This window comes from Campylobacter sp. MIT 12-8780 (assembly GCF_006864535.1).
GTDB lineage: Bacteria > Campylobacterota > Campylobacteria > Campylobacterales > Campylobacteraceae > Campylobacter_D.
Genome location: NZ_QHLL01000009.1, coordinates 12,590 through 37,738, shown reverse-complemented (window position 1 = coordinate 37,738; position 25,149 = coordinate 12,590). Strand labels below are relative to the sequence as shown.

Sequence of the window (25,149 nt, the reverse complement as noted above, 5' to 3'; positions counted from 1 at the left end):
AAGTAGGGGCAAAGATGAAAAAAGTTATATTTGTTATAGGATTTGTATTGATTGTAGTGATTTTATTTTTTGGAGTAAAATTAGCTATGGATAAACCTGAACAAAATGTTAATCTTTGTCTTGATAATAAAGACAAACAAGCTTGCGAAAAAGTAAAGACTGAGTTTGAGCCATCATGCGATGATGAAAGCTTGGATAAAGCAAAAAGGGGCGCTAATTGCTCTTTGGTAGGTAGAGTATATGAAGAAGTTGAAGAAGATTACCAAAAAGCTCATTCTTTGTATCAAAAGGCTTGCGAATTAGAACATGGCGAGGGTTGTGATCGTTTAGCAAATTTATATCTTAGCGGAGATGGTGTAGAAAAAGATCCGCAAAAAGCAGTTTCGCTTTTTCAAAAAGCTTGTGATTTGGATGTTAAAGAAGCTTGTTTTGGTTTGGGAATGTTTGCTATTTTCAACAACGATGAATCTAAAGCCATGGAATATTTTAGCAAGGCTTGTGATTTAGGTGAAGGGTTTTCTTGTTATCAAGTGGGGAAATCATACTACAATGGACAAGGCGTAGAGCAAGACTATCAAAAAGCAGCTTCATTATGGCAAAAAGCTTGTGATTTAGATATTGGAGATGCTTGTTTTAGTTTGGGATATTCATACTTCGATGGAGAAGGTGTAAGGCAGGATTATCAAAAAGCAGTTTTATTTTGGCAAAAAGCTTGTGATTTGGATGTTAAAGAAGCTTGTTTTAATTTGGGACTTGCATACAATAACGGGGAATTGGGTATAGAGAAAAATTACCAAAAAGCAGTTTCGCTTTTTCAAAAAGCTTGTGATTTGGATGTTAAAGAAGCTTGTTTTTATTTGGGAAATTCGTATTATTATGGAAATGGTGTATCATATGACTACCAAAAAGCAGCTTCATCATGGCAAAAAGCTTGTGACTCTGGTATTAAAGAAGCTTGTGAGAATTTGGGAATTTTGTATTACAAAGGACAAGGTGTAGAGCGAGACTATCAAAAAGCTTGTGATTTAGATCATGGGGAAGCTTGTTTTGATTTAGGATCTTCATATGCCAGTGGAAAAGGCGTGAAACAAGACTACCGAAAGGCTAATTCATTTTACCAAAAAGCTTGTGATTTAGGCAGTAAAGGAGCCTGCAATAATTTGGGTGTTTCATATGCCAAGGGAGAAGGTGTAAGACAGAGTTATCAAAAAGCAGCTTCATTCTATCAAAAAGCTTGTGATTTGGGTAATGAATACTACGCTTGTAATAATTTAGGATATTTGTATTACAATGGACAAGGCGTAAAGAGAGATTATCAAAAAGCAGGCTCATTTTGGCAAAAAGCTTGTAATGTAGATCGTAAAGATGCTTGTAATAATTTGGGAATTTTATACTACAATGGAAAAGGTGTAAGACAAGATTATCAAAAAGCCAATTCATTATTTAAAAAAGTTTGTGATTTGGGTGATGGATGGGGTTGTTATAATTTTGGAAATTCTCATTACAATGGAAAAGGTGTAAGACAAAATAAAGCCACAGCTAAAGAGTATTATGGTAAGGCTTGTGATTTAGGACTTCAGCAAGGGTGCGATGAGTATAAAAGACTAAATTAAAAAAAGGAGAAAAATAATGAAAAAATTTGTGTTTATTTTATTTTTACTTTGTGGGGTAAATTTACTTTGGGCTTATGATAGTGAGGATGAATTCATACAAGATCTCAATGCTTGTGAAAATAAAGATAAACAAGCTTGCAAAAGGCTCATATCATTTTTTGAACCAAGGTGCAATGATAAGAGTTTAAGTAAAGAGGTTAGAGGCTACGCTTGCTCGGTTGTGGGGGCGGCATACTCTAGTAATAAAGAATATCGCAAGGCAGCTTCTTTTTCTCAAAAAGGATGTGATTTGAATGACGCTGTCGGTTGTGGCATTCTAGGGTCTGTTTTTGCAATTGGAGGTGGTGGTGTTAAACAAAACAAGGCAAAAGCGAAAGAATATTATGGCAAAGCTTGTGATTTAGGCGAACAAGCAGGATGTGATGCTTACAAAATACTGAATTCAATATAAAATCACAAAGCGTTTTATACGCTCTGTTTTTTTATAAAACTTAGGCTTTGAAATTTTAAAATTTCAGCTTTTTTTAGGTTTTTTAGGCTATAATTACACTTTTTTAAAATACCAATCAGGAGGTCAAAATGGCTTTGGATTCGGCTCAAAAAGCTCAAATTGTTGCGAAATTCGCTAGAAAAGAAGGAGATACAGGCTCCACTGAAGTTCAAGTTGCGCTTTTAAGTGCGAGGATTACTCAACTTACAGAACACCTTAAAGTTTTTAAAAAAGACTTTTCTTCAAGATTAGGACTTTTAAAACTTGTAGGACAAAGAAAAAGACTTTTAGCTTATCTTAAAAGAAAAGACTATCAAAGCTACAGCAAGCTTATCGCTGAGCTTAACTTAAGAGATAAATAAATTTCAAGCTCATCGACTTGATGAGCTTTTAAACTCTTGCAAACTCAAGCTAAAACATTTAAAACCAGCTTTATTTTTGCTTGGAATTTATGTTTGATAACACTTTACCTAAAAACACCAAAAACACACATAGCCTTTTGCTCTTTTTAAGCAAGCAAAGATGATTTTAAAGCTTTTTTGATTTATTTTCTTTGAATTTATGCTATAATGTGCTTTCGTTTTTATAGAATTTAAGGGGCTTGCATTGTGCGAGCTTTTCATAAATCATATTTTATGATAAAAAGTCTTAAGTAGCACCCTGCTTCGCTAATCGTTATTTTTCTAAAAAACTTTAAATTCATTGACACAAAAGCTCATTCTTAAAGGAGGATTGCTTATGAAAAAAATTCATTTTATTTTAGGTGCTTTGGCTTTAGCTAGCTCGCTTTTTGCTAAAGAGGTTCAAATCGGCGTTGTCTTACCACTTACAGGCTCACTTTCAGCCTATGGACAAGATGTGCTTGCTGGTATTTCACTAGCAAATAAACTCTATCCAAAAATGCAAAATAACGATGAGGTAAAACTTGTCATCATTGATAGCAAAGGCGATAAGATCGAAAGCTCAAACGCTGCAACAAGGCTAGTTTCTCAAGATAAAGTCATCGCACTCATAGGCGAAGCTATCACCACAAATACTATGCAAGTGATCTCAGTAGCTGAAAGCAAAAAAGTGCCAATGATCGCACCGGTTGCTTCTGGAGATAAACTTTTAAACAAAAAATCCTACTCAAGCAGAGTATGTTTTATGGATAGCTTTCAAGGCGAAAAATTCGCAGATTATGCAAGCAAAGAGCTTGGCTTAAAAACAGCAGTTTTAATCGTTGATCAAGCTAATGTGTATTCTTTGGGCTTAGCAAAGGTTTTCGAGGGCAAATTTACTCAAAATGGCGGTAAAATCGTTAAAAAGCTTACCATTTCAAGCGGAGATAAGGACTTTAAAGCCATAGCTTCTCAGCTTAAAAGCTTAAATGCTGATTTTGTGTATATGCCTATTTATCATCCAGAAGCTGCGTTAATCGCTAAACAAGCAAGAAGCATAGGCTTTGATAAGCTTATGAGTGCAGGCGATGGGGTGAATAATCAAACCTTCATCGAGCTTGGAGGTTCAGCTGTAAATGGCGTAATCTTTACAGATAGCTTTGACGCACACAATCCAAGCACACAAACAGGCAAGGAATTTGTTGCTGCTTATGAAAAAGAAAAAGGCAGTAAAGAAGTGCCAGCCTTTAGCGCTATGGGAGCTGATGCGTATCTTGTGATGTTAAGAGCCTTAAATGCTTGCTCAAGCAATCTTAACAGCGAATGTGTAAATAAAGAAATTCATTCAACCAAAGACTTTCAAAGCGTAGGCGGTGTGATTAACATAGATTCAAGCGGTAATGCGTCTCGTTCTGTGGTGATTAAAGAGATAGTTAATGGCAAACAAGTGTTTAAAAGCACTATTATGCCTTAATTGAAAGGGAAAAATATGAAAAAAGTGTTAAACTTCTTGCTCCTTTCTAGCCTTGCTCTTTGTGCAAAAGAGCTTAATATAGGCGTGATTATGCCTTTAAGCGGAGCTACTGCAGCCTATGGACAAAGTGCTTTAGAAGGCATTAAACTTGCAAATTCAATGAAAAACAAGCTTAGCAATGGCGATGAGATCAAGCTTGTAGTCGTTGATACTAAAGGCGACAAGCTAGAAAGCGCAAATGCTGCAAATCGCCTTATCTCAAAAGACAAAGCTTTAGGACTTATCGGCGAAATGGTAACAGCAAACACCTTGCAAGCCATATCAGTAGCAGAAAACAAAAAAGTGCCTCTCATCGCACCAGCTGCAACAGCTGATAAGCTTTTAAACAACAAACACTACGCAAGTAGAGTATGTTTTATGGATAGTTTTCAAGGCTCAGCTTTAGCAAGTTATGCTTATACAAAGCTAAACTACAAAAATGCTGTGATAGTAAGTGATCAAAGCACGGATTATTCTTTGGGCTTAAGCAAGGCTTTTGAAAAAGAATTTCAAGCTAAAGGCGGTAAAATCCTAGCAAAGCTTCGAATAAGCTCGAAAGAAAAGGACTTTAAAGCTCTTATCGCTCAAATTCAAAACCTAAAACCGGATTTTGTGTATCTGCCTTTGTATTACAGCGAAGCCTCGCTTTTTGTGCGTCAAGCTGCTGCAGCTGGGCTTAAAGTGCCTTTTGCTTCAGCTGATGGTGTGGCTGATGAGACTTTTATCCAACTTGCAGGAGAAGCAAGCGAGGGGCATCTTTTCACAGATAGCTTTGATGCAGCCAACCCTCCAACTCAAGTAAGCAAAGATTTTATCAAGCTGTATGAAAGCAAACACTCAAGCAAAGAAGTGCCAAACTTCACAGCTATGGGAGCTGATGCGTATCTTGTGATGTTTGAAGCTATGCAACAATGCGTGCCAAATTTAACAAGTGAATGTATCAATGAAAAAATTCATACAACAAATGATTTTCAAGGCGTTTCAGGCGTCATTAGCATAGATAAAAGTGGAAATGCTAAACGCTCTTTAGTGCTTAAAGAGATTAAAAATCAAAAACAAGTCTATAAGGACTTGATCAATCCTTGATTGTAAAAATACCAAGCTGTAAGATCAAAAATTTTACAGCTTTTCAAAATCAAATAAAAACAAATAGGAATAAAGCAATGCAAACAAGCTTTTTTTTGCAACAGCTCATTAATGGACTTAGCTTAGGCAGTATGTATGCACTCATTGCCATTGGTTATACTATGGTGTATGGAGTTTTGCGTTTGATTAACTTTGCTCATGGTGAGATTATGATGATAGGTGCTTATACGGCTCTTTTTTGTATCACAGCTTTAAATTTACCTTTTTTAGCAGCCCTAGCTTTAGCGATGATCTTTGCAGCTTGTATAGGTATAGCTATGGATAAAATCGCTTATAAGCCTTTACGAAAAGCGCCTAAAATTTCACTTCTTATCACTGCTATAGGTATGAGTTATTTTATACAAAATCTTTTTAATATACTTTTTGGAGCAAGACCTCGTTTATTTGAAGCACCTCAGTATTTGCAACAAGTCTTTATTTTTGGGGATTTAAGCATTAGCATAGTGAGTATTTTTGTGCCTGTGCTGACTTTTTTCATCTTGCTTTTTGTGCTTTATGTGCTGTATAAAAGCAAATACGGCATTGCTATACGCGCTTTAGCTTTTGATGTAAGCACGGTAAATTTAATGGGTATAGATGCAAATAAAATCATCTCTATAGTCTTTGCTCTTGGTTCAGCCCTAGCAGCTATTGGTGGGGTATTTTGGGCTTTAAATTACCCTTCAGTTGATCCTTATATGGGCGTTTTAATAGGCTTAAAAGCCTTTGCAGCAGCGGTTTTAGGCGGTATAGGAAGCGTGGTTGGTGCGGTTTTAGGTGGGCTTATCATAGGTTTTAGCGAAGTAGTTGCTGTTGCTTTTTTCCCAGAGTTAGGCGGTTTTAAAGACGCTTTTGCTTTTATCTTTTTGGTTTTTGTCTTGCTTTTTAAGCCAAGTGGAATTTTAGGCATAAACTATGAAAGAAGTAGGTTTTAAGCGATGAGAGTTCAAGCAAATACTTTTTCACATCTTAGTTTTATCATTCTTAGCCTTGCCTTTATCGCTATAGCGCCGTATTATTTTAGTGATTATGGTATGGATATCATCAATCAAATCGCCATTTTCATTATCCTTGCGGTAAGTTACAATCTCATCAATGGCGTTACCGGGCAGTTTTCACTTGAGCCAAATGGCTTTGTTGCTATAGGTGCTTATGTTGCAGCTTTGATTCTTTTAAGTCCTGAAGCAAAAGTTGATCAGTTTTCCTTAGAAGATCCAAGCTCTTTTATTTTAGCTTTTCATTCAACAAGTTTTATCTTTGCTTTGTTTATGGGTGGGCTTTGTGCTTTGATACTTTCTTTTATCCTTTCTTTTGCGGTGTTTAGGGTAAGGGGGGATTATCTTGCTATCGTAACTTTGGGCTTTGGCATTATCATTAAACTTTTAGCGATTAATTTTCCTTCTATTACCAATGGCTCTTTGGGCTTAAATGACTTGCCACGATATACGAATTTATGGTGGAGTGGAGGCGTGGCGATTGTCGTTGTGCTTTTGATTTTGAATTTAGTGTATTCAAAATACGGACGCGCGATGAAAGCTGTAAGAGATGATGAGGACGCAGCAAGTGCTATGGGGATTAATACTTTTTGGATTAAAAGCCTTGCTTTTGGCACTTCTGCATTTTGCGAAGGCGTAGGTGGGGCTTTATTAGCGTGTTTTTATGCTTCAGTTTCTCCTGAACAATTTGACTTTTTGCTGACTTTTCAGCTTCTTATTATCATCGTTTTAGGCGGACTTGGATCAACTACAGGAGCGATTATAGGAGCGATTTTGGTTATCGGTGGGGCTGAGTGGTTGAGATTTTTAGATGAGCCTATGAATTTCTTTGGTTATGAAACTGAGGCTTTACCTGGGCTTAGAATGCTTGTGTATTCACTCATACTTATACTTATCATGCTTTTTGCAAGAAAAGGCATAATGGGCGATAAAGAGCTACTTGAACTTTTTAAATTCAAAAGGAAAAGCAAATGATACTTGAACTTAAAGGAATTTCAAAAAGTTTTGGTGGCGTTGAGGCGATTAAAGATGTGAATTTTAGCATTAAAAAGGGCGAAATTTTTGCCCTAATTGGTCCAAATGGAGCTGGAAAAACTACGCTTTTTAATATCATCACCGGAAATTATAAGCCAAGCAAAGGACAAGTGTTTTTTAAAAATCAGCTTTTAAATCCTTTAAAACCGCACCAAATCGTGCATCTTGGCATAGCAAGAACCTTTCAAAATATCAGGCTTTTTTCTTCAATGAATGTGCTTGAAAATGTGCTTATAGGTTTTGATAAAAGCATAAGATATAGTGTTTTTGAAGCTTTTTTGCACCTTGGACGTTTTAAAAAAGCTGAAAAAGAAAGTAAAGAAAAAGCCTTTGCGCTTTTAAGAGAGCTGAATTTAGAACATTTTGCCCATGAAAAAGCGACAAGTCTAAGCTATGGACAGCAAAGAAAGGTAGAAATTGCTAGAGCTATGGCGACAAATCCAAGCCTGCTTTTACTTGATGAGCCAGCTGCTGGTATGAACTCAGCTGAAGGCGAAGAGCTTGCAGAGCTTATCTTTCATCTAAGAGATACTTATAAACTTAGCATTTTACTCATAGAACATGATATGAAATTTGTCAATAAGCTTTGTGATAGGGTTTTGGTGCTTGATTATGGTAAAACTATCTTTGAAGGCGATATCAAAGAAGCTGTTTTAAATAAAGAAGTCATAGCTGCTTATCTTGGCGATATAGAAGTTTTGGAGGCTTGAAGTGTTAAGTGTAAAGAATTTAAGCGTGTATTATGGTTTAATTCAAGCTGTAAAAAATATCAGCTTTGAGGTAAAAACCGGACAAATCATCAGTTTAATTGGCTCAAACGGAGCTGGTAAAACCTCAACTTTAAACGCTATGCTTAATCTTGTCAAAAGAAAAGGCGAGATTAATTTTCTAGGCTATGATACCAAAAGACACTTACCGCACACTTTGGTGCAAAAAGGTATAGCCTTAGTGCCTGAAGGAAGACGTGTTTTCATCAACTTAAGTGTTGAGGAAAATTTAAAAATCGGTGCTTTTAACAATGATGAAAATTATGAGCATTTAAAAGAGCAAATGTATAAGCTTTTTCCAAGACTAAAAAGCAAAAAAAATAGCCTAGCTGGAAATTTAAGCGGAGGCGAAGCTCAAATGCTAGCTATTTCAAGAGCTTTGATGAGTGAGCCCAAGCTTTTAATGCTTGATGAACCAAGCTTAGGACTTGCTCCAAAGATAGTCAGCGAGGTATTTGAGATCATTATCAAGCTTAAAGAAGAAGGTATTACCATACTTTTAGTCGAGCAAAATGCCTTTTCAGCCCTAAAAATCAGTGATTATGCTTATGTTTTAGAAAATGGCGAAATTTCTATGCAAGGTGTGGCTAAAGAGCTTATTGGCGATGATAGAGTTCGTAAAAAATATTTAGGATTATAAATGCAAATTAACTTCAAATTGCTATAATCCTTACTATGAAAAATCTAGTTAAAGCCTGTGGCAATTTAAAACTCTCCATCATTTTGTTTTTGCTTTTTGCATTCAGCTGTGCTATGGCAACTTTTATTGAAAGCAGTTATGGCACTGCAACGGCTTGGGTGATGATCTATGGCACACTTTGGTTTGGCTTGATCCAGCTCTTGCTTGGTATCAATTTAATCTTTGCGATTTTTGCTTACAAGATGATCGAGCTTAAAAAACTACCTGTGCTTATCTTTCATCTTTCTTTTTTATTTATCCTTGCTGGTTCTATTTTTACGCGTTATTTTGGCTTTGAAGGGCTTATGCACATCAGAGAAAGTGAAAAAAGCTCGACTTTTGAAAGCTCGAAATCTTTCATCAAATTTTATACTCTTGAAAATGGACAAGTCAAAGGCTTAGCAATACCTCAAGATATAGCCATTTTACCTTTTGCAAACCATTTCAAGCTTGATCTTAAGCTTGAAGACTCAACAGCAAGTTTAAGATATAAAAATTTACTCCTTGATGCGAAAGAAAAATTCATCGAGGACAAAGAAGGCAAGCCTTTACTTTCTTTAGTCATCAACCTTAAAGATGAAGGCGTAAAAGAACTTATCCTTCAAGAAAATGAGGTGCAAAATATCGCTGGCATTAACTTTGCGTTTTTAAATGATGAAGTAAAAGCCCCTTTTATCAAGGTGGATAAAAACCTAGAACTTAGCTCAAGTCAAAACTTAAATTTCTTAAGTATGAGTAGCGGTGAAAACGCTGTTTTAAAGGCAAATGAAAAGGCAAATTCAAATGAAAAGAGATTATATGATCTAAAAGACTTTAATTTCGTGATTAAAGATGTGTCTTTAAGTGCTAAGCAAAGCATAGTTGGAGCAAATAGAGCTCAAGATGAAAGCTTTTGGTTGTGGTTTAAAGGAATTTGGGCTGAATTTGGGCGAACGCTTTTAATCAGCTTTTTTGGCGAGCCACAAAACTGGAAAGCTTCAAGCTTGCTCGCATTTAAGGACTTTGCGATGAGTAAAGAATATCAGCCTTTAGAACTAGGAGCAAACGCTGTAAATGCCCTTGAACTTGAGCTTGAATACAAAGGCGAAAAAACCAGCTTTTTTGTCTTTGAAAATAACAAGCCTGTACGTGTTGATCTTGGCTCAAAAGCCTTTTTTATAGGCTTTAGCCCTTATACTGAGGATTTGGGCTTTTCACTTTTGCTAAAAGATTTTAAACTTGATCGCTATGCTGGCTCTATGTCGCCAAAATCTTATGAAAGCCTTGTTGAGATTGATGATGAGGACAATAAATTCGAGTTTAATATCTTTATGAATAATGTTTTAGACTATAAAGGCTACCGCTTTTATCAAAGCTCTTACGATCAAGATGAAAAAGGCACTATACTTTCGATCAATCAAGACCCGGGTAAGCTTACAACTTATGTTGGCTACACCCTACTTTTCATCGGTATGTTTTTAAATATCTTTAATCCAAAATCACGTTTTAGAACCCTAGCGCGCCTTATCAATCAAGATGCTTTGAAAAACTCAACCTTGATTTTACTGCTTAGCTTGTGCTTTTTAAGCTCAAATTTAAAGGCTGAAGAATTAGGAAATTCAAGCAAGATAAGCCCAGAACACAGCCAAAAATTTGGTGCTTTAATCGTGCAAAAATTTAGTGGCAGAATGGTGCCTTTAAACACACTTTCAAGTGAAATTTTAGAAAAAGTATATAAAGACACTAGCTATAAAGGCTTAAGTAGCGATGCGGTGGTTTTATCTATGTTTTTAGATAAACAAGAAATTTGGGGCAAAGAAAAACTCATCATCATGCCAAAAAACAAAGCTATACGCGATGAAATCGCTCGAATTTTAGGCGTTAAAAGCGAACCTTACCTTGCCTTTGAAGACTTTTTCAATCAAGAAAGACAATACATACTCACAAAATATGTAGAAAATGCAAATCGTAAAAATCCTAACGCAAGAGGGATTTTTGATAAAGAGATTATCAAGCTTGATGAAAGAGTAAATATCGTCTTTTTAGCCCTTACCGGCGAGCTTTTTAGGATTATCCCTAAGCAAAATGATGAAAATCACACTTGGCTGACTATCTTTGAGCTTTTAAATTTACAAGATGAAAAAGAAAGACAAGAAGGTATAGTGCCTTTGTATTATTATTTTGCAAGTTTGGGTGAGGCTGTGAAAAGTGGTGATTATAGCGAGGCAGATAAGGCACTTGAAGGCATTAAAAATTACCAATACAAATACGCTAGCGAAGTTATGCCAAGTGAGGGCAAGATCAAAGCTGAGCTTTTCATGAATAAAAATCAAATTTTTGTCAAGCTTACACCTGTATATCTACTTGCTGGTATCTTTTTGCTGGTGCTGATTTTAGCTAAGATGATAAAGCCAAACCTTAGAATTTCACTCATCTTTAAGCTTGTATATACGCTTAATATCATAGCCTTTTTAATCCACACCGCAGGGCTTTGCTTAAGAGCGTATCTAGCCGATCATGCTCCTTGGAGCAATGCTTATGAAAGTATGGTTTATATCGCTTGGGCTTTAGCTTTAAGTGGAATTTTCTTTTCAAGAAAAAGTCCTATTGCTCTTGCTTTAACTTCTATTTTAGCTGGGCTTGTGCTGTGGGTAGCTCACCTTAGCGAAATGGATCCACAAATCACCAATTTAGTCCCTGTTTTAGACAGCTATTGGCTGACTATACATGTTTCTGTGATTACAGCTAGCTATGGATTTTTAGGGCTTTGTTGCTTGCTTGGAATTTTTGTGCTCGCTTTAATGTTGTTCTTAAAAAAAGATGGCAAGTATAATGCCAATATACAAAGAAATATCACAGAAGCTACGCGTATCAATGAAATGGCGATGATTTTGGGACTTTGTTTGCTAACAGCTGGGAATTTTCTAGGAGCCATTTGGGCAAATGAAAGCTGGGGCAGGTATTGGAGCTGGGATAGTAAAGAAACTTGGGCTTTAATTAGTATTTTAGTGTATGCAAGCGTGCTTCATATAAGACTTATACCAAGCCTTTGCAATCAGTTTAATTTTGCTCTTGCTTCAATGTTTGCGTATTGGAGCATTATTATGACTTATTTTGGGGTGAATTATTTTTTAGTAGGCTTGCACTCTTATGCAGCAGGTGAAGCAGCAAAAATTCCAAATTATGTGTATTTTTCTTTCTTATTTATGGTAATTTTAGCTATAATAGCCTATCCAAAAAGAAAAATGACAAAAAAACTATAAATTTAGAAAGAAAAATATGAGTTCAGGACTACTTGGTTTTATCATCGTTTTTGTTATACTTATCATAGTATTTGTAATCGTCGTGCTTGTAATGATGAATAAAAAAAATCCAAAAACAAGCACCACAACAAGCAAAGCAAGCCCTAAGGCTTTAAGCCTTGAGCAAATGCTTTCGCGTCTTTCTAATCCAAATTTAAGCTCTAGCGAACTTCACGAACTAATCTTAATCTTTATCAATACTCAAAAACTCCCTTTTAAAAGTGGTAAAAATTTAAGCTCTGATGCGAAAAAAAAACTAGATTTTGTCACTGCTATAGCCATTCATGAAAACTCTACAGCAAAAAATATTTCTTTTTTAAACAGAGAGCTTTCAAAACGTTATTCAAGCTATAAAAAAGAAATCGATGCTTATGAACAAATGGGACTAGCAAAAAGAAAGATGCGTGAAAATAAAGGCTAGTTTTAAGGAAAAAAGATGAACTTAGTCATAGTTGAAGATGATATAAATATGAGAAAATCCCTTGAAATCGCTTTAGGCGAGTTTGAGGAATTTCATATTAAAACCTACAAATCAGCCACAGAAGCCCTTAAAAAACTTGACTCAAACACAGACTTAATCATCACTGATATTAACATGCCCGGCATTGATGGACTTGAGTTTATCAAGGCTTGTGAGAATAAATATGATTTTATCATCATCACAGGCAATGCAACCTTAAGCAAGGCTATAGAAGCTGTCAGGCTTGGTGTGAAAGACTTTTTAACCAAGCCTTTTGATGTAAGCACTCTCATCACAGCCATTAAAAGAGCAAAAATCGTGCGTGAAAAAACCAAAACAAACGAGAAAAAAAGCAAAGACAAAGAAGAAAAACAAGGCTTTTTTGCAAGCTCCCAAGCCCTTGAAAAAACTTTAAATTTAAGCTTGAAAGCTGCTAAAACAGATGCTAGCGTCTTACTTGCTGGTGAAAGTGGAGTTGGCAAAGAATTGTTTGCAAATTTCATTCATCAAAACTCAAAACGAGCCTCAAAGCCTTTTGTGGCTATTAACATGGCAGCCATTCCAAGTAATCTCATCGAAAGTGAGCTTTTTGGCTTTGAAAAAGGTGCTTTTACAGACGCAAACGCCACTAAAATAGGACTTTTTGAGCTTGCTAATGAAGGCACGCTTTTTTTAGATGAGATAGGCGAAATGCCTTTTGAAATTCAAGCTAAGCTTTTAAGAGCCTTGCAAGAAAAAGAAATCACCAGACTAGGAAGCACCAAAAGCCTTAAAATCAATGTTAGGATAGTATCAGCCACAAATGCAAACATAGAAGAAAAAATCAAAAATAACGAATTTAGAGCTGATTTATACTACCGCTTAAACACTATCCCAATCTACATACCGCCTTTAAGAGAGCGAAAAGATGAAATTCTAGGCATAGCCAAACAAGTCATACAAGATACTTGCAGCGAATATGAGCTTGAAAGCAAAAGCTTAAGCCAAGAAGCTCAAAATGCCTTGCTAGAATATGATTTTCCGGGCAATATAAGAGAACTTATCTCCATAGTGCAAAGAGCGTGCATTTTAAGCGAGAATGAACAAATTTCAGCTGAGGATTTGTTTTTAGAAAGCAGAAGCAAAAAAGAGCTTAAGAATTTAGAAAAAGAACTCATCAAAGAAGTTTTACTGGCTGAAAATTTTGATATAAGTAAGGCTGCCTTAAGCCTTGATATGAGTGAAAAAAGCCTCAAAGAAAAGATGAAAAAATACGACTTAAAAGGATAGATGATGAAAGCAAAAATAGCTATAGTAGGAGCTACTGGAGCAGTTGGCGAAGAGCTTTTAAATGTGCTTGATGAGCTTGATTTTCCAGTTGAGAGCATTTTACCTTTAGCTAGTGCAAAAAGTGCTGGCAGTGAAGTTGAATTTCAAGGCAAAAGTTATAAAGTCTTAGAGCTTAATGAAAAAGTTTTTGAGCAAAATCCTGTAGATATAGCCTTTTTTAGTGCTGGAGGAAGTGTGAGTGAAAAATACGCTCAATTTGCTGTAAAAGCTGGTGCTGTAGTCATTGATAATACAAGTCATTTTAGAATGAATGAAGATGTGCCTTTGGTGGTGCCTGAAGTAAATCCTGAAGATATAAAGCTATATAAAAAAACCGGAATTATCGCTAATCCAAACTGCTCAACCATACAAATGATGCATGTGCTTAAGCCCTTAGATGAGGCTTTTGACTTGCAAAGAGTTGATGTGGCGACTTATCAAGCTGCAAGTGGGGCTGGCAAAGAAGGCATGGAAGAGCTTGTGCGTGGTATGCAAAGCTTTTTTGAGTTTAAGCTTGATGAGTTTAAGGCTGAAACTTTTCCTTATACTTTGGCTTTAAATTTAATCCCACAAATTGATGTGTTTAACGAAGAAAATAGCTATACCAAAGAAGAACTTAAGATGATTAATGAAAGCCAAAAGATTTTACACAAAAAATTTGAACTTTCAGCTACTTGCGTGCGTGTGCCAGTGCTTAGAAGTCATAGTGAGGCTTTAACACTGCACTTTAAAAAGGCTGTAGATGTCAAAAAGGCGATAAAAATCCTTGAAAAAGCCCCAAGTATCAAGCTTATCGATGATATCAAAAAGAAAAAATACCCTATGCCGCTTTTCACCAGCGATACAAATGAAACCTATGTGGGACGCATTCGTAAGGATTTAAGTCGTGAAAATGTCTTGCACCTTTGGTGTGTAGCCGATCAAATCCGCGTTGGAGCAGCTACAAATGCCGTGCGTATAGCTTTAAAATGGCTTGAGCTTCATAACAAATCTTAATTTCACAAAGATAAGGAGAAAAAATGTTTCAAGAATTTAAAAACTTTATCGCTAGAGGAAATGCTCTTGATATGGCGATTGGTATCATTATAGGAGCAGCATTTGGAAAGATTGTTGATTCTTTAGTAAAAGATATCATTATGCCACCACTTGGGCTTTTGCTTAATGGAGTAGATTTTTCAAACCTTTTCTTTATACTCAAAGAAGGAGCGACAAAAGCCCCTTATGCCTCGCTTGAAGCGGCTAAAGCAGCTGGAGCTGTAACGATTAATATCGGCTTTTTTATCAATACGCTCATCAGCTTTATCATCATCGCTTTTAGCATTTTTTTACTGCTTAAAATCATCTCAAAGCTCAAACATTTAGCTCATTTAGAAGAAGAAAAACAAGCCACTACAGACAAAAAATGCCCATATTGTTGCTCAAGTATAAATTTAGAAGCAACACGATGTCCGCACTGCACCTCAACTCTTGATTAAGACTCATAAGCTGTGCTATAAAAGCGTTTGAAGCGTTTGTGAAAGAAAAAATACTCATCTGGTTTAAACCTAATCATCTCTTCACAACACTTCGCTTGATAGCGCGTAAGCTCCTCACTTGAATGCTCTTTAGCGTCCATTGATTTAAATGCTTTGATGATATAAGAGTCATTTGAAGCTTTGTAAATAAAAGCTGGTATAAGCAAGGCTTCACTTTTTTTAGCGATCACGCTTGCTCCCACAAGCCAATTGACTTTTTTTCCAAAAAACTCAAGCACCATGCTTTCATTATCACTTGCATCTTGATCGGTTAGAACTCCTAAAGCCCTTTTATTTCTAAGAGCCAAAAGCATTTTTCTTAGTCCGCCTTTTTTATCGATAAGCTCAACATCAAGTTGAGTTCTATTTTTTACTAAAAATTTATCCATAAGCTCGCTATCAAGCCTTCTTCCCACTATAGAAATGGCTTTGTATTTATTCGCAAAAGCTAGAGGCAAAAGCTCCCAATTCCCAAAATGAGCCGTTACAAAAACGATAGCTCTATCACTTTTTACAAATTTCAAAAACTCTTCTTCATTCTCAAAACTCACTTTTTTTTCTAAATCTTTTGGGCTAATATTTTGATTTCTAAAAAAATCTATACCAAAATGAGCAAAATTTATGTAAATTTTCAAAGCTAACTCAGCTCTTTGAGCTTGATTAAGCTCTGGAAAACAAAATTTTAAGTTTGTATCAATAATTTTTCTATGCTTGTGATTGAGCTTAAAAACGATCTTAGCTACCCCATTTGCAAGGGCATTTAAAGCAAAATTTGGTAGCACAAACACCAAAAAACGCAAAAGATAAAAAGCTGCTAAATACACATAATCAATCTTCATTGCAAAAGCTCGACTGCAAGTTCAAAAATCTTTTCTTCATCGATATATTTGATACAAAAATCACTCTTATCTATGTGCCTTGCATCTGTGATTTTTTTACCACTATCAATGACTTTATTTATCGGTGTTTGATACGCATTTCTTTGACTTGGGGTTGCTCCAAAGATGGTGATAGAAGGCTTATTCATCGCAAAAGCTAGGTGTGTAGGACCGCTATCATTACCGATGATGAGATCACTTAGCTTTGTCATAGCGATAAGCTCTTGCAAATGAAGCTTTCTTAAAAGCCTAACTTGAGCTGAGTTTGTGTGAGCGATGATATCTTGGGCAAATTCTCTTTCTTTGGCATTTCCCCAGCACAAAAAAATCTTTGCCTTTTCAAAACGTAGAGTAAGCATATTGCAAAGCAAAGCAAAACGTTCTTTTGGATAAATTTTATTTTCTATGCTTGAGCCTACATGAATGAGTATATTTTTTTCATTTTCATCAAGCTTAAACTCCTCTTTAAGCTTTTCTTTTAGCTCTAATTTTGGGCTAAAGCAATCTTTCTTATGCAAGATATCATCAAGCTCAAAGCTTTCATTAAAGACAAAAGAAACAAGAGCGAGATTGCGAATGATGATGTTTTCATTATAAGAGATGAAAAATTTTTGATTGTAAAAATTTGCTGCTATGCTTTCTTTAATGCTGTCTTTATCATAACCAAAGACATTTGGCGAAAGTATGCGTGATAAAATGGCTGATTTTAAAAGCCCTTGTAAGTCGATGACTAGATCATATTTTTTCTTTCTTAAACGAAAAAGCATTTTAAGAATCTTAAGAATTTTCCTATCTTTTAAAGGCAGGGCATAGACTTTATCGATTAAGGGATGATCTTGCAAGATATGAAAAAACCTCGCATCAACAAACCAATCAAGCTCTATATCGGGGCGAATTTTTCTGATAAATTGTAAAACTATGCTTGAATGGATAATATCTCCAAGTGCTGAAAGTTTAACTATGGCTATTTTCATTTCTTTTCTTTAGAATTTTTAGCTAAGATTGTAACAAATTTTTTTTTACAAAGGGTTTAAAACGATGAAAAATCAAAATTATATCTGCGTGTTTGATTGTGAAAGTGTGCCTGATACTGAACTTTTGCGTAAAATTTATGGCTTTGAGGGCGATGATTTAAGTGTGTGCAAACAAGGACTTGCAAAGAGTCTTGAAACAAGTGGAAGTGAGTTTTTAACCCTACCCTTTCATAAGATAGTCAGCATTTGTGCCGTGATTGCTAATGAGTTTGGCAGCTTTATAAAAGTCAATAAAATCGAAGGTGAAAATGAAAAAGAAATGATAGCTAATTTTTTTAGCTTTATCGACAAATGCGAGCCTCGCTTAGTCAGCTTTAATGGCAAGAACTTTGACATGCCCTTGCTCGTCTTACGTGCTCTAAAATACAATATCAAAGCCAGCACCTACCTTGACACACTTAGCAACAAATGGGATAATTATAAAAGTAGATACAGCGAAAGCAAGCATTGTGATCTTTTTGAAAGCTTAGGCGGCTTTAACGCAAGAGGCTTAAAGCTTGACACATTATGCGTAATGGCAAATTTACCCGGCAAATACGATGTAAGCGGGGATCAAGTCTATGAGCTTTACCACGAAAACAAACTCGAACAAATCCACGAATACTGCGAAAGCGACACTTTAAACACTTACATGCTCTTCCTAAAATACGAACTTATAAAAGGAAATTTAAGCGATGAAGACTATAAAAGCTATCTTTTAACCATGAAAGAATGCTTACAAAATGAAAAAGCCCATAGAAACTATGTAGAAATTTTTGCTAAATCTTGCGATGAGGAAGTGGAGCGGATGCGTGAGCTTGCTTAGGAGATAAAATAAATTTAAAGTGTGATTGAAAAAATTCAGCTATAATTAAGAACTTGCTTATATTTAAGTTATATATTTTGGAGTTAATTTATGAAAACCTTCCTCGTCTCAGCGCTTGAGCCTTCGGCTAATTTGCATTTGAAAGAAGTTTTAAAAAGTTTCAAACAAGAATTTGGGGATTTTGAGCTTGTAGGTATCTTTGATGAGGCTTTGTGTGAGGAGTTTGGGCTTAAATCTAAGCCTCTTTATAGCTCGCATGAGTTTTCTGCTATGGGTTTTGTTGAGGTTTTGCCTCTTATTTTTAAGGCTAAAAGGGCTATTAAAGAGCTTGTGGATTTGAGTTTTGAGCTTGAAAAATTGCGTAAGCTTAATGGCGTGCTTTGCATAGACTCTCCAGCTTTTAATATCGCTCTTGCTAAGGCTTTAAAAAAGGCTGGTTCAAAGACTAGGCGGATTTATTATATACTGCCTCAAGTTTGGGCTTGGAAGAAGGGGCGAATTCCTATTATAGAGGCAAATTTTGATATTTTAGCTTCAATCTTGCCTTTTGATGATCGGTTTTTTAGTAAAAGTGTATTTGTGGGGCATCCTTTGCTTGATGAGATCAAGGAGTATAAGAGTTTAGAGGAGCAAAATGATATACTTAGCAAAAAAGAAAATGAAAAGCTTATCGCCTTTTTGCCCGGTTCAAGAAAGAGTGAGATCAAGCGTTTAATGCCTATTTTTAAGGAGCTTGCAAGTAAATTTGAGGCTAAAAAAGTGCTGTGCGTGCCTAGCTTTAATCTTGATAAAATCCCTGAACTTTACGGCGATATAAGTGGCTTTGAAGTGCAAAGTAATACTCCTTTTTTACTTAAAAAGGCTGATTTTGCCTTTATTTGCTCTGGCACAGCTACTTTGGAAGCTGCTCTTGTTGGAACGCCTTTTGTGCTAGCTTACAAGGCAAAGGGGATTGATTTTTTCATCGCTAAACTTTTTGTGAAGCTCAAATACATAGGGCTTGCAAACTTAATCTGTGATTTTGCTAGCCAAAGTGCCTTAAATCCTGAGTTTTTACAAGATGAAGTGAATGTGTCTAATCTTTTAAAAGCTTATGAAAGCTTTGATTATGGGAATTTTTTTAACAAAGTAGCCTTTGTAAGAGCGTATTTGCAATTTGGCTCGGCTTTGAATGTAGCAAAAATTCTTAATGAAGCTTAAGATATATAATTGATTTTGTGGATTACTTTACTAAGCTGGCTATGAAAATTTATCATTATAAAAATTCTACCTTGTCATTACAAAGCTATAAAACTGAAGCGATCCATCAAATTCTTTTATAATTTATACATTAGTGCTAAGAAATTCTTAGTTTTTATTATCCGCATCATCTGGATCATAAATTTTATTTGGCGTAATGATTTGAATCTGTGCGTCTTTACCAAGCTCTTTTGGATCAGGTAAAACCCCATCACTTAGCCTTGTTAAAATGCTTCTTTTAAACTCAAGTATAGAATCAACCCTTGTATATATCCCACCACTATCCTCGCACATAAATTTTAAAAAATCAAGATCAGTTCCCAAAGCAAAGCCATGCACTTTAACTTGATTTTCCTTTTTTTCTGGAGTGTTTTTGACTATATTTCTATTTAAATTTTTCATCATTTCCACCATGCTTTGCCAGCGGAATTTATCAAGTAAAGGCGTGGTTGAAATGACATAAAGTTCTTTTAGCAAGCCATTGTGCTTGGTAAATTGACTCATAATTTCTATCATGGCTACATTAAGCAAATATAGGCTTTGAGGATTAAAGCTTATTTTATCTATAGCTTCTACAAAATCTTCAGGCGTATAAAAAGGTCCCAAAACTCCATCTCTCATACTTTTATAATTATTCACAAAAAGCTTAGAAAGCGTATCTTTGTCTTTAAACACTCTTTTTGAGATAAAAGGAGCTATCTCTTTAAAAGCCTTTATATAAGCATGTACATCAAAGCTATTGCAGTAGATAAAGCCAAGCTCTTTACCAGCTTTTTTACGAAGTCTTATGCCAAAATTTTCATGCTCTTGAAAGAAATTATTGATAGTAATGCTAGTATTTTTACATACAGAAGTCACGATAAGACGCAAATTTTCATCAAAATGAAAGCTAAATTTCATATCATCGCTGATATATTTATCCCCTCTTAAAATCCCACCTCTTAAGATAGTTTCTTCAAAAACTATACGAGTTTCATCATTATAAGCAGTCGTTTCAACAATATCTTTATCATTAACATAGACAAAATTACCCTCAGTTATAAGAGCAGCTGAAGTGCTTTTAGTGCAATCTAAGCCATTTATAAGACTATCAAGACTTTCAAAAGCCTTAGTTTGATCTATAGTTTCTGGTATATCATTCATCTTAGCTCCTTCTTTATTCTTAGAAACACTATGATTTATTAAGGTTTATATAAGGTAAATAAGCAAAAACAAATAAAAAAGAATTCTTCATAACTTTTTTTAAAGAGCCTTGCAAGCTTTTTTTGTTTGTATTGATACGAATTTACACAAGTTAATTTTGCTTTAGATACTGCCTCAAAGTCTCTTATTGCAAAATAATCTTACCCCCCCCCCCCCATGCATTGCTTATAATTTATGATATATAACTTTTTTTAAAAAAAATTGCTAAATTTTGCTTTGTGTTTTGAAATTTAGCTAAAATTCGCTTGCACGAAAGATTTATAAAAGGATAAGTATGCAAAAAGAACCGATGAGCAAATTAGGCTATGAAAAACTTGCTCTTGAACTTGAGGACTTAAAAAATAAGCAACGCCCAGCTGTTGTAATAGAAATCGATACAGCCCGATCGCATGGAGATTTAAAAGAAAACGCCGAGTATCACGCTGCTCGTGAAAAACAAGCCTTTATAGAAGGTAGGATAGCTGAGCTTAGCGACTTGCTCTCACGCGCACAAATCATCGATCCAAGCTCTTATGAACATGAAAGCGTAAAATTTGGCTCAAGTGTTGTTATCATGGATATGGACACAGAAAAAGAGAGCAAATACACCATAGTAGGTATAGCAGAAGCTGATCTTGACAAGGGCTATATCTCTATAAATTCGCCACTTGCAAGGGCAATGCTAGGCAAAAAAGAAGGCGATGATTTTCGTGTAAAGCTCCCAAAGGGCGAGAGCGAATTTGAGATAATAAGCATTGCTTATGAGGCTTTAAAGCTTTAAACTTATGCAAGAATGTATCACAATTGAAAATCACGCTATATTTTTAGCTGATGCTCATGAAAACGAGCAAAGAAAAGGCTTTTGGGACTTTTTACAAGCCTTAAAACAGGGTGAAATTCAAAGCCCCCAGCTGATCTTAATGGGTGATATTTTTGATCTTTTAATCGGCGAGATAAAAGCCACGCATAACTTTGCAAAGCCTTATATAGCCTTACTTGAAGAACTTTGTGAAACAATGCAAATCATTTATATAGAGGGTAATCATGATTTTAATCTTAAAAAACTCTTTAAAAAAGTAAGGGTTTTTACACTTCAAGATCAGCCCTTAAAGGCTGTTTTCTTAAAAACTGAAGCTAATGAAAATAAAGCTATTTTAGAAGCTAACAAAAGACTTGAAAACCTTAAAACTATAGAATTTGATAATGTTAAGTGTGTTTATCTTGCCCATGGAGATATTTTTTTACCGCCCTTGCTTAGTTTTGCTCTAAAAAGCCTAAGAAATAAAATTTTACTTTACTTTTTAAATGCTTTAAATATACTCTTTTGCAATGCGATCTATAAAAAAATTCTTAGCAATCAAAATAAAAAAAATCTTTTTTTTGCTATCAAAGACTTTAAAAATTTAGCTCAAAAAAGAGTTTTAAACTATCCAAAAGATGGGAGTTTGATTATAGAAGGGCATTATCATCAAAACTTTACCTTAAATGAAAAAACAATAAAATATATAAATTTAGCGAGTTTTGCATATGAGAGAAGTTTTTTTGTAGTAGAATGCTCCTTGAAAGTCAAATTTCAAGAAAAGAAATTAAAGGGATAAGAATGTTTGACGAAAATATCGTAAAAACGGGTTCAAACGAAATGGAGCTTGTTGATTTTCGTATTTTCAAGCAAGGTCAAGATAAGGTGTATGAGGGAATTTATGGTGTAAATGTCTCTAAAGTAAGAGAAATCATCAAAATCCCAACCCTTACCGAGCTTCCGGGCGTGCCTGATTACATAGAGGGGATTTTTGATCTTCGTGGTGTAGTCATTCCGGTAGTCAATCTTGCAAAATGGATGCAAATCACCGAGCCAAAAGACTCTATGCTAAAACCAAGAGTTATTATCACTGAGTTTAGCAATACACTTATCGGCTTTATCGTGCATGAAGCCAAAAGAATTCGCCGAATTAACTGGAAAGATATAGAACCAGCCACTTTTTCAACGGGTTCAGGTGCACTTGATAAAGGTAAGATAACTGGCGTAACGCGTATAGAAAATGATGAAGTTTTACTCATCTTGGACTTAGAAAGCGTGGTTGAGGATCTTGGAATTTATACGCCAAAAACTGAAGTGGATTATTCAAGTATAGAAAAATTCAGTGGTATAGCTCTTACTTTAGATGATAGTTTAACTGCACGAAAAAGAGTAAAAGATATGCTTCAAAAAATGGGATTTCAAGTCGTTGAAGCAAAAGATGGAGTTGAGGGCTTGCAAAAGCTTAATGAACTCTATCAAGTGTATGGAAATGACATTAAAACTCAACTCAAAATCATCGTTTCAGATGTGGAAATGCCACAAATGGACGGCTTTCACTTTGCTGCACTCATTAAAGAAGATGAACGTTTTAAAACTATACCTATAGTCTTTAATTCATCACTTTCTAATGAATTTATGAGCGAAAAAGGCATACAAGAATCAGGAGGAGATGGGTATTTGGTTAAATTTAACGCCAACAACTTCTTCTCAGAAATCACCCGTGTTATCAAAGAACACGAAGCACAATATCAGGAGTAAATTATGGACGATATGCAAGAAATACTTGAAGACTTTTTAGTCGAAGCTTTTGAGCTTGTCGATCAAATCGATCATGATTTAGTCGAACTTGAGGCTAATCCGGGTGATTTAGAACTTCTTAATAGCATATTTCGTGTTGCGCACACAGTTAAGGGCTCATCAAGCTTTTTAAATTTTGATGTTTTAACCAAGCTTACACACCACATGGAAGATGTGCTTAACAAAGCAAGACACGGCGATCTTAAAATTACTCCAGATATCATGGATGTGGTGCTTGAGTCAATTGATAAAATGAAAACCTTGCTTAACTGCATACGAGATAATGGCAATGATACTGCTATAGGTATGGATATAGCACCAATTTGTGCTAAACTCACAGCCATATCTGAGGGTAATGGCACATCAGCAGAAGCCACACAACAAGAAAGTGCAAGCGAAGTAAAAAAAGAAGAACCAGCACCTGAGCCAGAAAAAGAAGTCAATGTCAATGAATTAAGTGATGCTGAAGTAGAAGCTGAAATCGAACGCTTACTTAAAGCAAGAAAAGCTGAAGATCAAGCGCGTCGTCAAGAAAAACAAAAAAACAATCCAGCTCCTGCAAAACCAGCTCCTGCTGCAAACGCACCAGCTGCAAAGAAGGTGCCAGCTCAAGGCGGATCAAGTGGTGCGGCTATGGATCAAACTATACGCGTTGAAGTGAAAAGACTTGATCATTTGATGAACTTAGTAGGCGAACTTGTTTTGGGTAAAAATCGCTTGCTTAAAATTTATGATGATGTTGAAGAACGTTATGAGGGCGAAAAATTCCTAGAAGAACTCAACCAAGTTGTTTCTCAACTTAGCGTTATCACAACAGATGTGCAACTTGCTGTGATGAAAACAAGAATGCAACCTATCGCAAAGGTATTTAATAAATTCCCACGCGTTGTAAGAGACTTAAGCCGTGAGCTTGGCAAGCAAATAGAGCTTGAAATTTCAGGTGAAGAAACCGAGCTTGATAAGTCAATAGTTGAAGAAATCGGCGATCCTATCATGCATATGATACGCAATTCTTGCGATCACGGCGTAGAAGAGCCTTCAGTAAGAGCTGCGGCTGGCAAACCTGAAAAAGGCATAGTGCAACTTAAAGCTTACAATGAAGGTAATCACATCGTTATAGAAATCACTGATGATGGAAAGGGGCTTGATGCCAATATGCTTAAGCAAAAAGCCCTTGAGAAAAATCTCATCACTGAAAAAGAAGCAAGCCAAATGACAGATAAAGAGGCTTTTGCGTTGATTTTTAAACCGGGCTTTTCAACAGCAGCTAAGGTTACAAATGTCTCAGGACGCGGCGTAGGTATGGATGTGGTGAAAACTAATATCGAAAAACTCAATGGCGTGATTGAAATCGATAGCGAATTTGGAAAAGGCTCTGTGTTTAAGCTTAAAATTCCACTCACTCTAGCCATTATCCAATCTCTACTTGTAGGCACACAAGAAGAATACTACGCTATACCACTTGCAAGCGTGCTTGAAACCGTGCGCGTGCCAATAGATAGCATTTACACTATAGAAGGCAAAAATGTGCTTCGCTTAAGAGATGAAGTGCTTTCACTCGTTCGTCTAAGTGATGTGTTTGGAGTTAAGCAGATCTTAGAAAGTGAAAGTCAAACTTATGTGGTAGTTATCGGCGTAGCTGAAAGCAAACTTGGTATCATTGTAGATACGCTTGTAGGACAAGAAGAAATTGTTATTAAGTCTATGGGTGATTATTTACAAAATATACAAGGTATAGCAGGAGCAACCATAAGAGGCGATGGACGCGTAACCTTGATCATCGATGTTGGCGTGATGATGAATTTAGCCAAAGAAATCAAAGTCGATATAAAAGCTCAAATTGAGTCAAATGTCAAAAAGCCTAAAGAACAGCCAAGTGATTATAATGTCTTAATCGTTGATGATAGCAAAATGGATAGAACCCTTATGCAAAAAGCTCTTGAACCACTTGGTGTAAGCATTATCGAAGCGACAAATGGGGTTGAAGCTCTTGAAGTTGTCAAGTCAAACGATAGAGAAATAGACGCTATGCTTATTGATATAGAAATGCCAAGAATGGACGGCTACACCTTAGCTGGCGAGATTAGAAAATACTCTAAATACCGCCAACTTCCACTCATTGCTGTTACCTCAAGAACAAGCAAAACGGATCGTTTAAGAGGTGTTGAAGTAGGTATGACAGAATACATTACCAAGCCATATTCTCCAGAATATCTTGAAAATGTTGTGAAGAAAAATTTAAAACTAGGATAGAA

At 35.6% G+C, this 25,149-nt stretch carries 23 protein-coding genes; 20 read left to right on the top strand and 3 right to left on the bottom strand.

Annotation, left to right across the window (positions count from 1 at the left end; all coding sequences use genetic code 11):
• The first annotated feature begins 14 nt into the window (after positions 1 to 14).
• From DMB95_RS07600 to mscL, 14 genes are all read left to right on the top strand, one after another.
• A complete protein-coding gene (locus tag DMB95_RS07600; protein WP_142931570.1) occupies positions 15 to 1,613 on the top strand; it encodes a tetratricopeptide repeat protein in 1,599 nt (532 codons plus the stop codon).
• Between the two features lie 16 nt (positions 1,614 to 1,629).
• On the top strand, positions 1,630 to 2,064 hold the full coding sequence (locus DMB95_RS09670) for a hypothetical protein (protein WP_221886040.1): 435 nt from the start codon (positions 1,630 to 1,632) through the stop codon (positions 2,062 to 2,064).
• Positions 2,065 to 2,192: 128 nt separating this feature from the next.
• Positions 2,193 to 2,465: a 30S ribosomal protein S15 gene (gene rpsO, locus DMB95_RS07590; RefSeq protein ID WP_142931569.1), complete on the top strand. Its 273-nt coding sequence runs from the start codon at positions 2,193 to 2,195 to the stop codon at positions 2,463 to 2,465.
• Between the two features lie 376 nt (positions 2,466 to 2,841).
• Positions 2,842 to 3,957, top strand: coding sequence for an ABC transporter substrate-binding protein (locus tag DMB95_RS07585; protein ID WP_142931568.1), 1,116 nt, complete (start codon positions 2,842 to 2,844; stop codon positions 3,955 to 3,957).
• 15 nt (positions 3,958 to 3,972) lie between these two features.
• Entirely contained in the window at positions 3,973 to 5,082 is a 1,110-nt protein-coding gene (locus DMB95_RS07580) for an ABC transporter substrate-binding protein (RefSeq protein WP_137633497.1), read from the top strand.
• A 77-nt stretch (positions 5,083 to 5,159) separates the two neighbouring features.
• Positions 5,160 to 6,056: a branched-chain amino acid ABC transporter permease gene (locus DMB95_RS07575; protein ID WP_137633498.1), complete on the top strand. Its 897-nt coding sequence runs from the start codon at positions 5,160 to 5,162 to the stop codon at positions 6,054 to 6,056.
• A gap of 3 nt (positions 6,057 to 6,059) precedes the next feature.
• Entirely contained in the window at positions 6,060 to 7,091 is a 1,032-nt protein-coding gene (locus DMB95_RS07570) for a branched-chain amino acid ABC transporter permease (protein ID WP_142931567.1), read from the top strand.
• The gene (locus tag DMB95_RS07565) at positions 7,088 to 7,861 is read left to right on the top strand and encodes an ABC transporter ATP-binding protein (protein WP_142931566.1); all 774 of its coding nucleotides are present in this window, start codon (positions 7,088 to 7,090) and stop codon (positions 7,859 to 7,861) included. Before DMB95_RS07570 ends, DMB95_RS07565 begins: the two co-directional genes overlap by 4 nt.
• 1 nt (position 7,862) lies before the next feature.
• Positions 7,863 to 8,558, top strand: coding sequence for an ABC transporter ATP-binding protein (locus DMB95_RS07560; RefSeq protein WP_137633501.1), 696 nt, complete (start codon positions 7,863 to 7,865; stop codon positions 8,556 to 8,558).
• A gap of 35 nt (positions 8,559 to 8,593) precedes the next feature.
• Complete coding sequence (gene ccsA / locus DMB95_RS07555) at positions 8,594 to 11,839, top strand: cytochrome c biogenesis protein (RefSeq protein ID WP_142931565.1); 3,246 nt, start codon at positions 8,594 to 8,596, stop codon at positions 11,837 to 11,839.
• 16 nt (positions 11,840 to 11,855) lie between these two features.
• A complete protein-coding gene (locus tag DMB95_RS07550) occupies positions 11,856 to 12,299 on the top strand; it encodes a hypothetical protein (RefSeq protein ID WP_142931564.1) in 444 nt (147 codons plus the stop codon).
• Between the two features lie 15 nt (positions 12,300 to 12,314).
• A complete protein-coding gene (locus DMB95_RS07545) occupies positions 12,315 to 13,607 on the top strand; it encodes a sigma-54-dependent transcriptional regulator (protein WP_137633504.1) in 1,293 nt (430 codons plus the stop codon).
• Positions 13,608 to 14,642, top strand: a complete 1,035-nt coding sequence (locus DMB95_RS07540; RefSeq protein ID WP_142931563.1) for an aspartate-semialdehyde dehydrogenase — start codon at positions 13,608 to 13,610, stop codon at positions 14,640 to 14,642.
• Between the two features lie 23 nt (positions 14,643 to 14,665).
• Positions 14,666 to 15,121 (top strand): large conductance mechanosensitive channel protein MscL, encoded by a 456-nt coding sequence (mscL, locus tag DMB95_RS07535; protein ID WP_142931562.1) that lies wholly within the window; start codon positions 14,666 to 14,668, stop codon positions 15,119 to 15,121.
• Here mscL and DMB95_RS07530 read toward each other — a convergent pair.
• Together DMB95_RS07530 and waaC are read right to left on the bottom strand one after the other, a co-directional pair.
• Positions 15,118 to 15,999, bottom strand: a complete 882-nt coding sequence (locus DMB95_RS07530; protein WP_142931561.1) for a lipid A biosynthesis lauroyl acyltransferase — start codon at positions 15,997 to 15,999, stop codon at positions 15,118 to 15,120. The genes mscL and DMB95_RS07530 overlap by 4 nt on opposite strands.
• A complete protein-coding gene (gene waaC / locus DMB95_RS07525; protein WP_142931560.1) occupies positions 15,996 to 17,012 on the bottom strand; it encodes a lipopolysaccharide heptosyltransferase I in 1,017 nt (338 codons plus the stop codon). The genes DMB95_RS07530 and waaC overlap by 4 nt, the downstream gene beginning before the upstream one ends.
• Positions 17,013 to 17,076: 64 nt before the next feature.
• On the opposite strand from waaC, the gene DMB95_RS07520 reads away from it, so the two are divergent.
• Both DMB95_RS07520 and lpxB read left to right on the top strand, forming a co-directional pair.
• Positions 17,077 to 17,877 carry a 3'-5' exonuclease gene (locus tag DMB95_RS07520; RefSeq protein WP_142931559.1) on the top strand — a complete coding sequence of 267 codons (801 nt, stop codon included), beginning with the start codon at positions 17,077 to 17,079 and terminating at the stop codon, positions 17,875 to 17,877.
• A 90-nt stretch (positions 17,878 to 17,967) separates the two neighbouring features.
• Complete coding sequence (gene lpxB / locus DMB95_RS07515; RefSeq protein WP_142931558.1) at positions 17,968 to 19,077, top strand: lipid-A-disaccharide synthase; 1,110 nt, start codon at positions 17,968 to 17,970, stop codon at positions 19,075 to 19,077.
• Positions 19,078 to 19,224: 147 nt separating this feature from the next.
• On the opposite strand, the gene DMB95_RS07510 is transcribed toward lpxB, so the two are convergent.
• On the bottom strand, positions 19,225 to 20,259 hold the full coding sequence (locus DMB95_RS07510) for a hypothetical protein (protein ID WP_142931557.1): 1,035 nt from the start codon (positions 20,257 to 20,259) through the stop codon (positions 19,225 to 19,227).
• A 334-nt stretch (positions 20,260 to 20,593) separates the two neighbouring features.
• Between DMB95_RS07510 and greA the strand changes: the two genes are divergently transcribed.
• Genes greA through DMB95_RS07490 form a run of 4 tightly spaced genes read left to right on the top strand, consistent with a single transcriptional unit; the run spans position 20,594 to position 25,147 of the window.
• Positions 20,594 to 21,079: a transcription elongation factor GreA gene (gene greA / locus DMB95_RS07505; protein WP_142931556.1), complete on the top strand. Its 486-nt coding sequence runs from the start codon at positions 20,594 to 20,596 to the stop codon at positions 21,077 to 21,079.
• Positions 21,080 to 21,083: 4 nt separating this feature from the next.
• Positions 21,084 to 21,896 carry a metallophosphoesterase gene (locus DMB95_RS07500; RefSeq protein WP_335890352.1) on the top strand — a complete coding sequence of 271 codons (813 nt, stop codon included), beginning with the start codon at positions 21,084 to 21,086 and terminating at the stop codon, positions 21,894 to 21,896.
• 2 nt (positions 21,897 to 21,898) lie between these two features.
• Positions 21,899 to 22,855 carry a chemotaxis protein gene (locus DMB95_RS07495; protein ID WP_142931555.1) on the top strand — a complete coding sequence of 319 codons (957 nt, stop codon included), beginning with the start codon at positions 21,899 to 21,901 and terminating at the stop codon, positions 22,853 to 22,855.
• 3 nt (positions 22,856 to 22,858) lie between these two features.
• Positions 22,859 to 25,147, top strand: coding sequence for a hybrid sensor histidine kinase/response regulator (locus DMB95_RS07490; protein ID WP_142931554.1), 2,289 nt, complete (start codon positions 22,859 to 22,861; stop codon positions 25,145 to 25,147).
• Positions 25,148 to 25,149 lie beyond the last annotated feature (2 nt).

What these genes read in the sequence shown, in the direction of transcription:
- DMB95_RS07570 (WP_142931567.1), top strand. Translation starts at nt 6,060, where the DNA reads ATGAGAGTTCAAGCAAATACTTTTTCACATCTTAGTTTTATCATTCTT.
- greA (WP_142931556.1), top strand. Translation starts at nt 20,594, where the DNA reads ATGCAAAAAGAACCGATGAGCAAATTAGGCTATGAAAAACTTGCTCTT.
- DMB95_RS07490 (WP_142931554.1), top strand. Translation starts at nt 22,859, where the DNA reads ATGGACGATATGCAAGAAATACTTGAAGACTTTTTAGTCGAAGCTTTT.
- lpxB (WP_142931558.1), top strand. Translation starts at nt 17,968, where the DNA reads ATGAAAACCTTCCTCGTCTCAGCGCTTGAGCCTTCGGCTAATTTGCAT.
- rpsO (WP_142931569.1), top strand. Translation starts at nt 2,193, where the DNA reads ATGGCTTTGGATTCGGCTCAAAAAGCTCAAATTGTTGCGAAATTCGCT.
- ccsA (WP_142931565.1), top strand. Translation starts at nt 8,594, where the DNA reads ATGAAAAATCTAGTTAAAGCCTGTGGCAATTTAAAACTCTCCATCATT.
- DMB95_RS07500 (WP_335890352.1), top strand. Translation starts at nt 21,084, where the DNA reads ATGCAAGAATGTATCACAATTGAAAATCACGCTATATTTTTAGCTGAT.
- DMB95_RS09670 (WP_221886040.1), top strand. Translation starts at nt 1,630, where the DNA reads ATGAAAAAATTTGTGTTTATTTTATTTTTACTTTGTGGGGTAAATTTA.
- DMB95_RS07565 (WP_142931566.1), top strand. Translation starts at nt 7,088, where the DNA reads ATGATACTTGAACTTAAAGGAATTTCAAAAAGTTTTGGTGGCGTTGAG.
- DMB95_RS07550 (WP_142931564.1), top strand. Translation starts at nt 11,856, where the DNA reads ATGAGTTCAGGACTACTTGGTTTTATCATCGTTTTTGTTATACTTATC.
- DMB95_RS07540 (WP_142931563.1), top strand. Translation starts at nt 13,608, where the DNA reads ATGATGAAAGCAAAAATAGCTATAGTAGGAGCTACTGGAGCAGTTGGC.
- DMB95_RS07580 (WP_137633497.1), top strand. Translation starts at nt 3,973, where the DNA reads ATGAAAAAAGTGTTAAACTTCTTGCTCCTTTCTAGCCTTGCTCTTTGT.
- DMB95_RS07495 (WP_142931555.1), top strand. Translation starts at nt 21,899, where the DNA reads ATGTTTGACGAAAATATCGTAAAAACGGGTTCAAACGAAATGGAGCTT.
- DMB95_RS07575 (WP_137633498.1), top strand. Translation starts at nt 5,160, where the DNA reads ATGCAAACAAGCTTTTTTTTGCAACAGCTCATTAATGGACTTAGCTTA.
- DMB95_RS07520 (WP_142931559.1), top strand. Translation starts at nt 17,077, where the DNA reads ATGAAAAATCAAAATTATATCTGCGTGTTTGATTGTGAAAGTGTGCCT.
- mscL (WP_142931562.1), top strand. Translation starts at nt 14,666, where the DNA reads ATGTTTCAAGAATTTAAAAACTTTATCGCTAGAGGAAATGCTCTTGAT.
- DMB95_RS07585 (WP_142931568.1), top strand. Translation starts at nt 2,842, where the DNA reads ATGAAAAAAATTCATTTTATTTTAGGTGCTTTGGCTTTAGCTAGCTCG.
- DMB95_RS07545 (WP_137633504.1), top strand. Translation starts at nt 12,315, where the DNA reads ATGAACTTAGTCATAGTTGAAGATGATATAAATATGAGAAAATCCCTT.
- DMB95_RS07530 (WP_142931561.1), bottom strand. Translation starts at nt 15,999, where the DNA reads ATGAAGATTGATTATGTGTATTTAGCAGCTTTTTATCTTTTGCGTTTT.
- waaC (WP_142931560.1), bottom strand. Translation starts at nt 17,012, where the DNA reads ATGAAAATAGCCATAGTTAAACTTTCAGCACTTGGAGATATTATCCAT.
- DMB95_RS07600 (WP_142931570.1), top strand. Translation starts at nt 15, where the DNA reads ATGAAAAAAGTTATATTTGTTATAGGATTTGTATTGATTGTAGTGATT.
- DMB95_RS07510 (WP_142931557.1), bottom strand. Translation starts at nt 20,259, where the DNA reads ATGAATGATATACCAGAAACTATAGATCAAACTAAGGCTTTTGAAAGT.